The sequence below is a fragment of the Photobacterium sp. GB-56 genome, assembly GCF_003026105.1.
Lineage (GTDB): Bacteria > Pseudomonadota > Gammaproteobacteria > Enterobacterales > Vibrionaceae > Photobacterium.
In genome coordinates this window covers 23,304-38,169 of record NZ_PYNW01000011.1, presented here as the reverse complement: position 1 = coordinate 38,169, position 14,866 = coordinate 23,304, and the positions used below count along the sequence as shown (strand labels likewise).

Sequence of the window (14,866 nt, the reverse complement as noted above, 5' to 3'; positions counted from 1 at the left end):
TGCTCTGTTGTTTTTACAACCTAAGCACCACGGCTTTGTTATTAACTCGCGGATTGATTACATGCTCATTCCCATGCCTGCATTGGCTTTTTTACCTAAACGGTAATACCAAATAGAAAGCGGAATGAAGATCAAGTTCATCACTGTGGTCATGTTCATACCAAAACCGGATTGGTTTAAAGTACGTAAGGTTTGATCGGTTGTGACCCAACCAAAACCGTTGAAAATGGCATCAACGCACATACCTGTAAATATAATCGCAATAAACAGTAAACCCACCATCCATTTTGTTGGACGTTTACCATAATATTTTTGGTACACACGCATCATTGGAATGGTTAATACGTCGGAAAGAATAAAGCCAATCACCCCACCAAATGAAATGCCACCATGCCACAGTGCTGCCGCTAAAATTAAGTTACCCACTGAACATACATAGGCAATCATAGCAACAAAAACACCGATAATGACATCAAGCAACGAGTGTAACCAAGCAGGTAATCCGGCATCATTACTGATAAATAAGGCGCGCCAACCTTCTTGTGGTACTAAAGCAATTAAGATTGATGATACAACAACACCAATTAAGATCTCTTTGCCTATCATTGCCAAATCCATTTGGAAGAAGCTGGCAGATTTAGTGATTTTTGCCATTGTGCCAGTGTCATTTTTTGCTGGCATAGCCATGTTCGACATATCCATGCCGCAATCACTACTCTCATGCTTCATGTTAGACATGTCCATGCCGCAATCACTGCTCTCATGTTTCATGTTAGACATGTCCATGCCGCAATCACTTCCCTCATGCTTCATGTTAGACATGTCCATGCCGCAATCACTGCTCTCATGTTTCATGTTAGACATGTCCATACCGCAATCACTGCTCTCATGCTTCATTTCAGACATATCCATGCCACAACTGGCTTTTTGTTGCGGCGCAGCATTGGCTATGTGCTGACGTAATTCTTGTTCAACATCTTTGGGATAAAAACGGCTAAACAAAAAGCCAACAGTTGCAATTAAGATCAAGCCACCAATAACTTCACCCCATAAAAATGTCCAGCCCATGAGTGCTACCAGCACAATAAACATTTCCACTATCAAATTAGTGCTTGATACTAAAAATGCCATTGCGTTAGCGACTGTTGCCTTTTTGGCTAATAGGGTGTGAGACAGTGACGCCGCAGCATAAGAACACGATGATGACATCATGCCTAATAGCGTGGTAAAGCTAAGGCTTTTCACATCGGTTTTACCCAAGTGTTGCACCACGGTATCAACGGGTAATAAGTTACGAATAAAAGAAGAGAGTATTAAGCCAAAGGCTAATGGCCAAAAGATTTGCCATGACATGTTAAAAAACACAGAAATGACATGAAAGATGATATTGCTATCCCCACTTTCCATGAAGAGACCTTTGTTGTTATTTATAAGAGAGATGTCGTTAAGCATAGTACGCTTATCTAAAGCGTTGCATTGCTTTATCACTCAAACTAACTTTGCAAATGTGCCTAAATAAAAGTTTAACAATATCAATAACTAGCTATTTTTTGAATAACCGTGACAGGTTGTAAGATGATCGTTCACCATGCCTACTGCTTGCATAAAGGAATAACAAGTCACCGCACCTATAAATTTAAAACCTTGCTTTTTTAGCACCTTACTCATATTTGCTGATTGCTCAGTTTGTGCTGGTATTTCAGCAATGGTTTGCCATTGATTTATAATGGCTTTGTTATCAACAAACTGCCAAAAGAAATCGACTAATGGGGTGTGTTTTCGCACTGCAACCAAAAGCTCTAAATTATTCAATGCTGCCGCGATTTTACCTTTATGCTTGATAACATCGAACTGCTGGCAAATATGCTCAACTAATCCTTCTCGTGGCTGTGGCAATAATTCTGCTTCAATTTTAGCTAAATCAAAATCAAGAAAAGCTGCTCGATAAGCCGGACGTTTACGCAGAACGGTTAACCAACTCAAGCCACTTTGCATACTCTCTAAAATAAAGCATTCAGCAAGGGCGTTATCATCACACGTTTTTTTGCCCCATTCGGTATCGTGATAATGCTGTAGCAGTGGATCGGTCGTTGCCCAGTCACAACATGTTGTTGGCTTACTCTGGGTTGTCATAATACAGTCCTTATAAAAAAATACGGGAGTATCACTACTCCCGTATTGGCTTCTACACGTTATTTTAATTTATAAGAAAATACTTAATGTTGCAGCAATTGTGAAGGCAATTGTACCTAGAAGAGTTTCCATTACCGTCCACGTTTTTAGGGTTGTTTTCTCATCCATATCTAGCAGTTTACCTACTAGCCAGAATCCTGAATCGTTGAAGTGAGATAACACGGTTGCGCCCGATGCAATTGCAATTACGATGAAACATAAATCTAAAGCACTTAGACCTGTTGTTGCGGCAACCATAGGTGCAATCAGCGCTGCTGTTGTAGTTAGAGCAACCGTTGCTGAACCTTGCGCGACACGTAACGCTGTTGAAACTAAGAATGCCGCCACAATCACTGGCATACCAGTATCAGACATTAAGTTAGCTAACGCGTCACCAATACCACTTGCACGTAGTACGCCACCGAACATACCGCCCGCACCCGTTACAAGAATAACGGCACAGATTGGCGCAAGTGAATCACCACATAGCTTTTCAAGTTTTGCCATGCCGTAATTCTTAGAAAATAGCGCTAAACAGAACAACAAGGTGATCATCAATGCGATAGGAGTTTTACCCAACATACGTAAGGCATTAACCCAAGCGTCATCACCATTTACCACACCCATTACTGTTAGCGTGTGTAGACCCGTGTCCATAAAGATAAGCACTAAAGGCATTAACAAAATAGCAAGAACTGTTGAAAACTTAGGTAAGTTGTTTTCGTCAATTACTTCTTGCGTTGCCAAGAAAGCTTGTGGCAATGGCAGTTTAAAGCGTTCACCCGCCCATAGACCGTAAAGGTAAGCACCTAGGTACCAAGTTGGTAGTGCAATCAACAAACCAACAATGGTCAATAAACCAATATTTGCACCTAATAACTCACTTGCAGCGACAGGACCTGGGTGTGGCGGCAAGAATGCGTGCATTACAGCAAAAGCACCAGCAACAGGTAGCGCGTACTTAATTGTTGAGCCACCAAATTGTTTAGCAACACTAAACAAAATAGGCATCATAACCATTAACCCAGCATCGAAGAAGATTGGAAAACCAAACAACAGCGACGCAACACCTAATGCAAAAGGTGCTCTTTCAGGGCCAAACCTACCAATTAAGGTATCCGCTAGTACTTTAGCGCCCCCTGTTACTTCAAGAATTCGCCCTATCATGGTACCTAGACCGACAAGCAGAGCAACAGAGGCTAATGTGCCTCCAAAACCTGACATCATGGTAGGTACAACTTGATCAGCATTTACACCTGTTACTACTGCTGTAATAAAACTCACTAAAGTTAAAGCTAGGAAAGCATGTAACTTAAATTTCATTATTAGTAATAATAACAACAAGATAGAACATACTGCGATGAACAATAAGTAGGTTGGGTCTAACGTCATACAGGATCTCTCCAGCAAAAAAGAATGTTTTATTCCGTTGTGAATATTTTTATTGTGAGTATCTTCACAACGCTAAATGTTACGGGTAACATGTTACCCGTAACATGGTAACTTACAAGAAAATAGAACAACTGATGTTCAAAAGTGAGATAGAGGTTAAAAAATGGCAGGTCAAAGCATAATTGTAATGGGGGTATGTGGTTGCGGGAAATCTACGATTGGTGAAGGTATCGCCCACAGCTTAAATGCAAAGTTCATCGATGGTGATGATTTACACCCAAGAGCCAACATCCAAAAAATGGCCAGTGGAAATCCATTGAACGATACCGATCGTGAACCTTGGTTAGAACGTATTCGTGATGCGGCTTATAGCCTCGAGAATAAAAACGAAGTTGGGATCATTGTTTGCTCAGCTTTAAAGAAGAAATATCGCGATCAGATCCGTGAAGGTAATCAAAATGTATCGTTCATCTTTTTAGATGGTGATCGTGAATTGATCCTTGACCGAATGCGTACCCGTAAAGGTCATTTTATGCGTGACACCATGTTAACTAGCCAACTTGAAACTCTTGAGCGTCCTGTTGATGAGATGGATGTGTTCACTGTCTCTATCGATGGTTCTATTAACGAAATTATTGAAGATGCTGTTCAGCAATTACGTGAGGCAAATCTATGAATCCGATTATTTCAGCCGTTACCGAGCGCATTAAAGCAAGAAGTGCTGAAAGTTATCCGCAATGGTTAGCCATGACCAAAGAAATGGAACAAGCGGGTAAAGGCCGTAGCCAACTTTCTTGCGGTAATCTTGCTCACGTTGTTGCCGCTAATTGCGCCCAAGAAAAATCAGCGATTTTAGATTTCCTGCATGCCAACATTGCTATCGTCAGTGGCTACAATGACATGCTAAGTGCTCACCAGCCTTATAAATATTACCCAGATATTATTGCAAAAGCGCTAGCGGAATACGGCCATACGAGCCAAGTGGCTGGTTGTGTTCCTGCAATGTGTGACGGTATTACTCAAGGTCAACCGGGCATGGAAATGTCGCTGTTTTCTCGTGATATTGTCGCTCAAGCAACGGCAATTACCTTAAGTCATAACGCTTTTGATGCAACATTATTGTTAAGCATCTGCGACAAAATCGCCCCGGGACAATTGATCGGTGCATTATCTTTTGCACACCTTCCAACAGCATTCGTGCCAGTTGGACCTATGGGTACAGGCATAAGCAATGATGAAAAGGTTAGTGTTCGTCAACAATATGCCGCTGGTGAAGTCGATTCCGCTGCGCTATTAACCATGGAATGTCAGGCATACCACTCACCGGGGACTTGTACGTTTTATGGCACAGCGAATACTAATCAACTTATTTTAGAAGCCATGGGCTTAATGCTACCGGGCTCGGCGTTTGTACCACCAACAAGCGAGCTACGTAAAGTATTAACCGAAGAAGCGGCTTGTCGTATTGCTGCGGCAGCAAATCAGCAATCAAGCCAATACCGCCCTCTTTATGAAGTAATGACGGCAGAAAGTTTGGTAAATGGTTTAGTGGCATGGTTAGCCTCGGGTGGCAGTACTAACCATAGCTTACATATGGTGGCGATTGCTCGTAGTGCGGGCATTATTTTAACGTGGGATGACATTAGTGATTTATCTGATGTGGTTCCTTTATTGGTGCGCATGTACCCGAATGGGCCTGCTGATATTAATGCTTTCCAACAAGCAGGTGGCGTACCAACCTTAATGAAAACATTGCACCAACGTGGGCTACTCAATACCAATGTGAAAACGGCGTTTGGTGAATTTACTGATCAAATGACCACCCCAAGCTTACAAGATGGCAAACTGGTATGGTCGCCTTGTGCAGACTCAACAGATAGTGATGTAATTTGTACACCTGAGATCACTTTTAACCCGACAGGTGGCTTAAAAGTATTAAAGGGAAATATTGGTACATCGGTGATTAAAGTGTCTGCGGTTGCAAAACAGCATCAACATATTACAGCACCAGCGAAAGTATTCCGTTGCCAAAACGAGGTTGAAAAAGCCTATAAACAAGGTTTGTTAGATCAAGATGCGATGATTGTTGTGACCCATAACGGACCTGCAGCAAATGGTATGCCTGAACTTCACAAATTAATGCCAATTTTAGGTAATATCCAAAAGAAAGGATATCAAGTCGCATTGGTTACCGATGGTCGCTTATCAGGTGCATCAGGCAAAATTCCTGCTGCAATCCATATTACGCCAGAAGCACTACGTGGTGGTGCAATTGGTTTAATTCAAGATGGTGATATGGTGGAATTAAATGCGATCACAGGTGAGCTAACGGTTAACGCTGATCTTACAGCTCGTCGCGCACCGATTGAAAACGATATACCTGCATTTACCTTTGGTCGTAACTTATTCGCCAATTTACGCAAGCAAGTTTCAAGTGCCGATACTGGCGCCACTATTTTTTAAGTTATTGGATAGGAAGAAAAACATGAATACTTGGCAAGTTAATCCACAAGATGTGTTTGCCGCATCGCCAGTTGTACCTGTAATGATCATTGAACGCGTAGAAGACGCTGTTCCTATGGCACAAGCACTAAAAAATGGTGGTATCACGGTATTTGAAATTACCCTTCGTACGCCTGTTGCTCTTGATGCAATTCGTGCGATTGCGGAAGCGATGCCTGATGCGATGGTGGGCGCTGGAACGGTACTTACCTGCGAGCAGTATGACGCTGCAGTTGAAGCTGGCGCAAAATTTGTGATTTCTCCAGGAATGACACCTAAGCTACTTAGCTATGCAAAATCTGGCACTGCACCTTTAATTCCAGGTGTGAGTACACCATCAGAAATCATGCAAGCATTAGAGCTTGGCTACCAGCAATTAAAATTCTTCCCTGCAGAAGCGAATGGTGGTGCTAAAGCTCTCGCCGCTATTGCAGCGCCATTACCACAAGTACAGTTCTGCCCAACTGGCGGCATTAGCCCAGCAAACGTTGATCAGTACAAAGCGGTGAAATGTGTTGCCACCGTTGGTGGTTCTTGGATGCTACCTAAAGATCTGATTGATAATGGTCAGTGGGAAGAAATCACCAAACTTTCTCAAGAGGCGGTAGCGCTATTAGCGTAATGCTAAATCAATCAGTGATTAATAAATAAAGATTGATGAATAAATGTAGGCAGCGCACGTGACTCTCGTGCGCTGTTTTTTTATTACTTACTTTCTACTTCAGGCTTTCCTAAGCTCTCGCCTAAGTACAAGCTATAACCAATATCTTGAATAGGATTAGCCACTTTCTTTCCTGCTAATTTCTTCAATAATAATGTCGCAGCTGCAGCACCAATTTCTTCACGTGGTGTATTCACACTCGCAAGCGTCGGTGAAATCGCTTTACCAATATCTAAGGCGTTATAACCTGCAATGGCTACCTGACTTGGAATGGCAACATTGTGCTCTTGGCAATGCATCATAGCGCCAATTGCTAAGTCATCATTGGTACAAAACACAGCATCTAACTCTGGGTGTTGCGAGAGAGCCTGACGCATTAATTCTCGCCCTTGGGTAAAGCTCGAGTGCTCTTCTGTCGAGACAATACGTGGCGTTAGTCCTTTTGCTTCCATCGCTTGAATATAGCCGTCACAACGCAATTGGGTACGGCGATCTAATCGCGCAGCGAAATAAACAATATTGCAGCGTCCGTATTCAATCATCTTAGAGACTAAATCAAATGCCGCCTGTTGGTGATCCAACCCTACCGCCATATCAATTGGATGTTCAGGCAAATCAATCGTTTCTACCACTGGAATAGCCGCAGCATTGATCATCTTATAACTGCGTTCGCTGTGAATACTTTCAGTCAAAATCAAACCATCAACATGGTAAGACAATAACGAAGCAATCTTCTCTTCTTCCTCTTCCGCACTGTAGCCATAGTGGGTGATCAGGGTTTGATAACCTTCTTTTTTGGTTACCGATTCAATCCCTTGTAATAAAGAAGCAAACACTTGGTTAGATAACGATGGCAGTAAGATCCCAATCGCCTTACTGTTACGGTTCGATAAAATATCAGGCGCGCGACTGGCGACATAACCTAGCTCTTCCACCACTACCGCGATTTTTTCTCGTGTACTTTCAGCCACAGAGCTAGGATCACGCAAATAACGACTCACCGTCATTTTTGTTACTCCCACCTGTTTTGCAACATCATTTAATGTGGGACGGTGTTTCGGTTTGGTTGTCATTAGTCTGTCCTGACGATGAAATGAAGAAAATAAAATGCAATAGACGTAGATTATGAGGTAAATCTAATAGCAGCAACTATTTATCTGTAATTTCATCACGATTAGATTGTTTACGCCCCGCCTTAAAAGCGATTTTACCGAATGTAATTATTGCAACAAAGAAAAAACTCAAGGAGAAAAGTGGCACTTAGGTCACGAAAAACGTAAAATCCCGCCTTAACTTTGTATCACTAGGTGATACGAACTGATCTGGAATCAGAATAAGAGAATATAGAGCAATGTTTAAACCAGAATTACTTTCACCTGCAGGCAGCCTTAAAAACATGCGTTACGCATTTGCCTACGGCGCTGATGCCGTTTATGCAGGTCAACCTCGCTACAGTCTTCGCGTTCGTAATAACGAGTTCAACCACGAAAACCTAAAGATTGGTATTGATGAAGCACATGCTCAAGGTAAAAAGCTATATGTGGTATGTAATATTCAACCGCATAACTCAAAGCTAAAAACCTTCATTCGCGATCTTAAACCAATCGTAGAAATGGGCCCTGACGCACTTATCATGTCAGATCCAGGTCTTATTATGATGGTTCGTGAAGCATTCCCTGAGGTTGTTATTCACCTGTCAGTTCAAGCCAACGCAGTTAACTGGGCAACAGTGAAATTCTGGGCTAGCCAAGGTGTTGAGCGTGTCATTCTATCTCGTGAGTTATCACTAGAAGAAATCGAAGAAATTCGTGAGCATTGCCCTGACACTGAACTAGAAATCTTCGTTCACGGTGCTCTTTGCATGGCTTACTCTGGTCGCTGCCTACTTTCTGGTTACATCAACAAGCGCGATCCAAACCAAGGCACGTGTACAAATGCTTGCCGTTGGGAATATAAAACAGAAAAAGCGACTGAAAACGATGCGGGGCAAATCGTTGAAATTCAAGACGCAGTGCAAACACAAGACGTTGAAGAGCGTCCTGATAATACACTAGGTCTAGGAAAACCAATTGATGATGTTGTGCTACTAAGCGAATCTCACCGTCCTGAAGAAAAAATGGCGGCGTTTGAAGATGAGCATGGTACTTACATTATGAACTCAAAAGATCTTCGTGCTGTTCAACACGTTGAGCGTCTAACTAAAATGGGTGTTCACTCACTGAAGATTGAAGGCCGTACTAAGTCGTTCTACTACTGTGCTCGTACTGCGCAAGTTTACCGTAAAGCGATTGATGATGCTGTTGCAGGTAAACCATTTGATGAATCATTACTAGGCACATTAGAAAGCTTAGCGCACCGTGGTTACACTGAAGGTTTCCTACGTCGTCACACCCATGACACGTACCAAAACTATGACTACGGTTACTCAATTTCTGATTCTCAACAATTTGTTGGTGAGTTCACAGGTAAACGCCGTGGTGATCTTGCTGAAGTCGAAGTGAAGAACAAGTTCGTTGTTGGTGATAGCCTTGAAGTAATGACACCAAAAGGTAACGTTATCTTCAATCTTGAGACGATGGAAAACCGTAAGTCTGAAGTGATTGATGACGCGAAAGGCAATGGACACTTCGTATTTATCCCTGTACCAGCTGATATGGATCTTGATTTTGGTCTGTTAATGCGTAACTTGGGTAATGGCGAAGATACACGTAACCCTCACGCTCCTAAAGACGGTAAATAAGCACTATGGCACTGCTCATTACAAGCAAATGCATTAACTGCGACATGTGTGATCCTGAATGCCCTAACGAGGCGATCACCATGGGTGATAGCATCTATGAAATAAACCCAGATCGCTGTACTGAATGTAAAGGGCATTACGACAAGCCGACCTGTCAGTCGGTTTGTCCAATCACCAACTGCATTATTACCGATCCTGATCACGTTGAATCTGACGATGAACTGCTAGAAAAGTTTGTTACCTTACAAGGTCTTGCTTAGTTCTTATTCGATCCAACCATCAAACAATAAAAAAGCGCCTTGCGGCGCTTTTTTTATACCTATACACAGTTAATTTAGAAAAATTAACTATTAATAAGCACCTTACACTGAGCAGGTAACACTGGCTTCGGTTTAGGTTTTGGTTTAACCGCCGGTTTATTTGACTCTGGCTTTTTAAAATCTGGTGACCATGAGGCTAACTCTTTACCACAGCCATCACCTGCTGGTGGTGGGGTTTGTGGCTCACAGTAGGTACTGCCTTCAGGACAATTTAACCGGACATGGAAATGGTAGTAATGACCAAACCAAGGACGAACTTTACGTAACCAATCACGATCTTTCCACTCCGTTTTACAAAGCTGTTCTTTGATCACAGGATGAACGAATATACGGGCGACACGATCATCACTTGCCGCAAGCTGGATCAAATGCGCTTGTTTACTGCTCCAGTTCTTTTCGATGATTTTGTGATTTTTCACATCAACCATAGGTAGTGCTGAAACTGTTTTTAAATCGTTCTGTGATAACGGTTTTTCTGGAATACGTAACCAAATATCCGCATCCAAGCCTGTTTGGTGGCTGGCGTGACCTGATGAAAAGCGTCCACCACGAGGCATCGCAATATCTCCCACCAGCACATTACCAATTTTCAGTTGCTGTGCAGTTTTCATTAACTCTTTTAAGAAAGTGATTGTTTCAGGGTTACCATAGTAACGGCCGCGTTCAGCGCGGATAACTTGATAACCATCACCTTCCAGTGGCAGTGCTTCCGCGCCTGCTAAACACCCATTCGAGTATGAGCCAATAGACATTGACTCACCAGATGTTGGTGTTTTTACTTTTTCCCAAGGTGTTGCTATCACGCTCGTACTTGAAGCTACAAGTAACAATCCTGTTAATATTTTCCCTAACACAACTGATTCCTAATTATGATAAAAAACAAATCATACTGTTAATCATTTATAATTCACAGTTATAAAAATATTTATATATCACCTATAATTAAAAGTCTGGTTATCTTATACAACTAAAATTAAAGGGGATTATTGGTTTGTTTAAGTCAGTCTTTGTTACTTTTACTTATTTAACATGATTATTACTGATTAATGGAAATATAAACAAAGAAAGTATTAACGTCATAAACCTCTTATATTATTTTATAAATAATCTAGGTTTTAATTTCATGAAATATGCTTAATTTATTATTCTATGTTTTTTTGTATAAATAGTAGCCCTACCTTCTCGACAAAAACCTATTAATGTCAATCCAGATTCTTCAGCTAAATTAATCGCTAATGCTGTAGGTGCTGATACTGCAAATAATATCTCCACACCGACAGATGTTGCCTTTTGCACTATTTCATAACTAGCACGACTGGTAATTAAGATTGCACCTTTGGTAAGTTGCGAATATTTTGCACGAGCGCCTATTAACTTATCTAGCGCCACATGACGACCAACATCTTCATAAATCGCCGCTAATTCACCGTGTTCATTTAACCATACGGCAGCATGGGTACAACCTGTACGGTTAGCGAGTTCCTGATTCTCATGTAGAAACTTAATAGATTGATTAATAACAGAAAGAGGCATTCTTTGCGTATCAGGAACCGTATTTACAGGCTTCATTGCTTGCTTTAAATGTTCAATACCACACAACCCACAACCGGTTCTTCCTACCAGTTGTCGACGCTGTTCTTTTAGCATCATAAAAGCACGATTTTGTAATTCTATATAAACTTCTATCCCCTCTTTACTACTTTTTATATCAATATTTTTTATTTCTTTAATATTATTAATAATTCTTTCAGATAATGAAAAACCAATTGCGAAGTTTTCTAGATTTGATGGGGTTGCCATCATTACTGCATGAGATATTCCATTATAAATAAGCGCAATGGGAACTTCTTCAGCAATAAAGTCTTCACATTCTATTTTTATTCCGTTCTTATATTTAATTATTTCATGAACAGAATATTCCTGATGCTCTATATATTCATCAGTAATTAAACAACTAGACATTTATTATTTCACACAAAGATTTGACGATATTATATTCGCGCATATAATATCCGACCTCTTATGTAATACAATTTTTTTATAATAATTAGGTGAGTTGACTTTGAATATAAGTAGACGTCAATTATTTAAATTGTGCGCGGGAGCTGTCGCTACGACATCTATTGCCTCCCTTGCCACAATACCGCAAAAAGCTTGGGCGCAAGCTCGAGAATTTAAATTAACAGCAGCAAAAGAAACGCGTAATACGTGTTCTTACTGTTCTGTTGGTTGCGGAACTTTACTTTACAGTACTGGTGCAGCAAACGGTAATATCAAACAAAAGGTATTCCACGTTGAAGGTGATCCCGATCATCCAGTAAGTCGTGGTGCATTATGTCCAAAAGGTGCGGGTCTAGCTGGTTTTGTTAACAGCGAACAACGTTTGAAATTCCCCGAATATCGCGCACCTGGTTCAGACAAATGGCAACGTATTTCATGGGATGAAGCATTCACTCGTATTGCCAAGTTAATGAAGCAAGACCGTGATGAAAACCTTGTTAAAACAAATGAGCAAGGCACCACAGTTAACCGCTGGCTAACCACAGGTATGCTATGTGCTTCGGCAGAAAGCAACGAAAATGGTTGGTTAACACAAAAATTTGCCCGTGGTTTGGGCATGGTTCCAGTTGACACTCAAGCGCGTATTTGACACGGCCCAACGGTAGCAAGTCTTGCTCCAACATTTGGCCGCGGTGCGATGACCAACAACTGGGTTGACATTAAAAATGCCAACGTAATCCTTGTAATGGGCGGCAACGCAGCAGAAGCACACCCTGTAGGCTTCCGCTGGGCAATTGAAGCTCAAAAAACCAATAACGCTGAAATCATTGTGGTTGATCCACGTTTCACGCGTACTGCAGCAGTGGCTGATCACTATGCACCAATCCGTTCTGGTGCTGATATTGCCTTCCTATTAGGTGCTATTCGTTACCTGATCGCAAGCAGCCAAGTAAATCACGAATATGTAAAAGCCTACACTAACGCTAGCTTTATCGTACGTGATGATTACGCATTCCATGATGGTCTGTTCTCAGGTTATGACGCAGAGAAACGTCAGTACGATCGTAGTAGCTGGTTCTACAAGCTAGACGATGACGGCTACGCAATGAAGGATGAATCCCTACAACATCCTCGCTGTGTATGGAACTTACTGAAAGAACACGTATCTCGCTACACACCTGATGTAGTTTCAAACATCACAGGTACGCCTGTTGATATGTTTGAACACGTATGTAAGGCGCTAGGTAGCACTGCTGCCGATAACCGTGTTGCCACTATTTTGTACGCAACAGGTTGGACTCAGCACTCAAAAGGCGCTGAAAACATCCGTTGTATGGCAATGATCCAGTTACTTCTAGGTAACATGGGTATGGCTGGCGGCGGTGTTAACGCCCTACGTGGTCACTCAAATATCCAAGGTATTACTGACCTTGGTTTGTTAGCACAAAATCTGCCGGGTTACTTGAAACTGCCATCTGATAAAGATGTCGATCTTGCCACTCACCTTAAGCACCACACACCAGTGGCACTTGAAGCAGATCAAACAAACTACTGGCAACACTACCCGTCTTTCTTCGTATCATTACTGAAGTCGTTCTACGGTAAAAATGCAACCGCAGAAAATAACTTTGGTTACGACATGATGCCGAAGTGGGATCAGGGTTACGACATGCTTCGCGTCTTCGACATGATGAAGAAAGGCGAAATGAACGGTTACATCTGTCAAGGTTTTAACCCTGTTGGCTCTATGTCCAACAAGCAAAAAACATTGGATGCGCTATCTAAGTTGAAATACTTAGTGGTTATCGATCCACTAGCGACAGAAACATCAACATTCTGGCAGAACAAACCAAACGTAAACGAAGTGGATACCAAGAATATCCAAACGGAAGTATTCCGTTTACCTTGTGCATGTTTTGCTGAAGAAGATGGCACCATCGTAAGTTCAGCGCGCTGGTTACAGTGGCACTGGAAAGCGGCAGATATGCCGGGAGAAGCGAAAGGTGATGCTGAGATCTTAGCGGGTATCTTCATGAAGATGCGTAATATGTACCAACAACATGGTGGTACATACCCAGATCCAATCCTTTCTCTAGATTGGAACTACGCCATTCCTGATGCGCCAAACACTAAAGAATTAGCACAAGAACTTAACGGTAAAGATGCTAACGGCAACCAGCTATCTAGCTTTGCTCAACTAAAAGCTGATGGTTCTACTACAGCAGGTTGTTGGCTGTACACCGGTAGTTGGACTCCTGCGGGTAACCAAACTGCACGTCGTGATAACAGCGATCCATCTGGTTTAGGTTTAGCACCAAACTGGGCATGGTCTTGGCCTGCTAACCGTCGTGTTCTGTACAACCGTGCATCAACACGTCCTGACGGCATACCTTGGGATAAGTCACGTACTTTAGTTGAATGGAATGGTAGCAAATGGGTTGGCCCTGATGTGCCTGACTTTAACGCTAAGCTTCCACCATCAAGCAATGCGGGTCCATTTATCATGCAACCAGAAGGCGTTGGTCGTCTATTTGCATTAGATAAAATGGCTGAAGGTCCGTTCCCTGAACACTACGAACCGTTTGAAACACCCATTGGTACCAACCCATTACATAAGAATGTGGTATCAAACCCAGCGGCACGTATTTTCAAAGACGATCTTGCACAGCTTGGTCAAAAAGAGCAGTTCCCATTTGTGGGTACGACTTACCGCTTAACGGAGCACTTCCATACGTGGACAAGTCACTCTCACTTCAACGCTGTTCTACAACCAGAACAATTTGTTGAGATTGGCGAAGGCTTGGCAAAAGAGCGTGGCATTAAGAATGCTGACATGGTTCGCGTCACCTCTAAGCGTGGCTTCATTGAAGCAAAAGCGTATGTGTCTAAGCGTATTACACCACTGCATGTTAATGGCCAAGCCGTTCACACTGTGGGGATTCCTATTCACTGGGGTTATGAAGGCGACACCAAACCTGGCTACTTAGCAAATGCGCTATCGCCATGTGTGGGTGATGCTAACTCACAAACGCCAGAGTACAAGGCATTCTTGGTTAACGTGGAAAAGGTGAAGTAAGC

General features: G+C 42.2%; 12 protein-coding genes. 6 read left to right on the top strand and 6 right to left on the bottom strand.

Annotated features, from left to right (window positions below; translation table 11 throughout):
* Positions 1 to 57: 57 nt before the first annotated feature.
* From C9J42_RS14885 to C9J42_RS14875, 3 genes are all read right to left on the bottom strand, one after another.
* Entirely contained in the window at positions 58 to 1,407 is a 1,350-nt protein-coding gene (locus C9J42_RS14885; protein ID WP_107302107.1) for a permease, read from the bottom strand.
* Positions 1,408 to 1,539: 132 nt separating this feature from the next.
* Positions 1,540 to 2,133 (bottom strand): DNA-3-methyladenine glycosylase I, encoded by a 594-nt coding sequence (locus C9J42_RS14880; RefSeq protein ID WP_107205953.1) that lies wholly within the window; start codon positions 2,131 to 2,133, stop codon positions 1,540 to 1,542.
* Positions 2,134 to 2,202: 69 nt separating this feature from the next.
* The gene (locus C9J42_RS14875) at positions 2,203 to 3,564 is read right to left on the bottom strand and encodes a GntP family permease (RefSeq protein WP_107205952.1); all 1,362 of its coding nucleotides are present in this window, start codon (positions 3,562 to 3,564) and stop codon (positions 2,203 to 2,205) included.
* Between the two features lie 163 nt (positions 3,565 to 3,727).
* On the opposite strand from C9J42_RS14875, the gene C9J42_RS14870 reads away from it, so the two are divergent.
* The 3 genes from C9J42_RS14870 to C9J42_RS14860 are packed head-to-tail and all read left to right on the top strand — an operon-like array spanning position 3,728 to position 6,688.
* The gene (locus tag C9J42_RS14870; RefSeq protein WP_107205951.1) at positions 3,728 to 4,240 is read left to right on the top strand and encodes a gluconokinase; all 513 of its coding nucleotides are present in this window, start codon (positions 3,728 to 3,730) and stop codon (positions 4,238 to 4,240) included.
* Positions 4,237 to 6,027, top strand: coding sequence for a phosphogluconate dehydratase (gene edd / locus C9J42_RS14865; RefSeq protein WP_107287725.1), 1,791 nt, complete (start codon positions 4,237 to 4,239; stop codon positions 6,025 to 6,027). Before C9J42_RS14870 ends, edd begins: the two co-directional genes overlap by 4 nt.
* 22 nt (positions 6,028 to 6,049) lie before the next feature.
* Positions 6,050 to 6,688 (top strand): bifunctional 4-hydroxy-2-oxoglutarate aldolase/2-dehydro-3-deoxy-phosphogluconate aldolase, encoded by a 639-nt coding sequence (locus C9J42_RS14860; RefSeq protein WP_045127690.1) that lies wholly within the window; start codon positions 6,050 to 6,052, stop codon positions 6,686 to 6,688.
* Positions 6,689 to 6,771: 83 nt separating this feature from the next.
* Here C9J42_RS14860 and C9J42_RS14855 read toward each other — a convergent pair whose 3' ends face one another.
* Positions 6,772 to 7,800: a substrate-binding domain-containing protein gene (locus C9J42_RS14855; RefSeq protein WP_107205949.1), complete on the bottom strand. Its 1,029-nt coding sequence runs from the start codon at positions 7,798 to 7,800 to the stop codon at positions 6,772 to 6,774.
* A gap of 278 nt (positions 7,801 to 8,078) precedes the next feature.
* Between C9J42_RS14855 and yegQ the strand changes: the two genes are divergently transcribed.
* Positions 8,079 to 9,467, top strand: a complete 1,389-nt coding sequence (yegQ, locus tag C9J42_RS14850) for a tRNA 5-hydroxyuridine modification protein YegQ (RefSeq protein ID WP_045084309.1) — start codon at positions 8,079 to 8,081, stop codon at positions 9,465 to 9,467.
* Between the two features lie 5 nt (positions 9,468 to 9,472).
* The gene (locus C9J42_RS14845) at positions 9,473 to 9,727 is read left to right on the top strand and encodes a YfhL family 4Fe-4S dicluster ferredoxin (protein WP_005369403.1); all 255 of its coding nucleotides are present in this window, start codon (positions 9,473 to 9,475) and stop codon (positions 9,725 to 9,727) included.
* 83 nt (positions 9,728 to 9,810) lie between these two features.
* Here the strand turns inward: C9J42_RS14845 and mepA are convergent, their stop codons facing one another.
* A complete protein-coding gene (gene mepA, locus C9J42_RS14840) occupies positions 9,811 to 10,641 on the bottom strand; it encodes a penicillin-insensitive murein endopeptidase (RefSeq protein ID WP_107205948.1) in 831 nt (276 codons plus the stop codon).
* A 280-nt stretch (positions 10,642 to 10,921) separates the two neighbouring features.
* On the bottom strand, positions 10,922 to 11,749 hold the full coding sequence (gene fdhD / locus C9J42_RS14835) for a formate dehydrogenase accessory sulfurtransferase FdhD (protein ID WP_107247356.1): 828 nt from the start codon (positions 11,747 to 11,749) through the stop codon (positions 10,922 to 10,924).
* Between the two features lie 100 nt (positions 11,750 to 11,849).
* Between fdhD and fdnG the strand changes: the two genes are divergently transcribed.
* Entirely contained in the window at positions 11,850 to 14,864 is a 3,015-nt protein-coding gene (fdnG, locus tag C9J42_RS14825; protein ID WP_146144304.1) for a formate dehydrogenase-N subunit alpha, read from the top strand.
* Positions 14,865 to 14,866 lie beyond the last annotated feature (2 nt).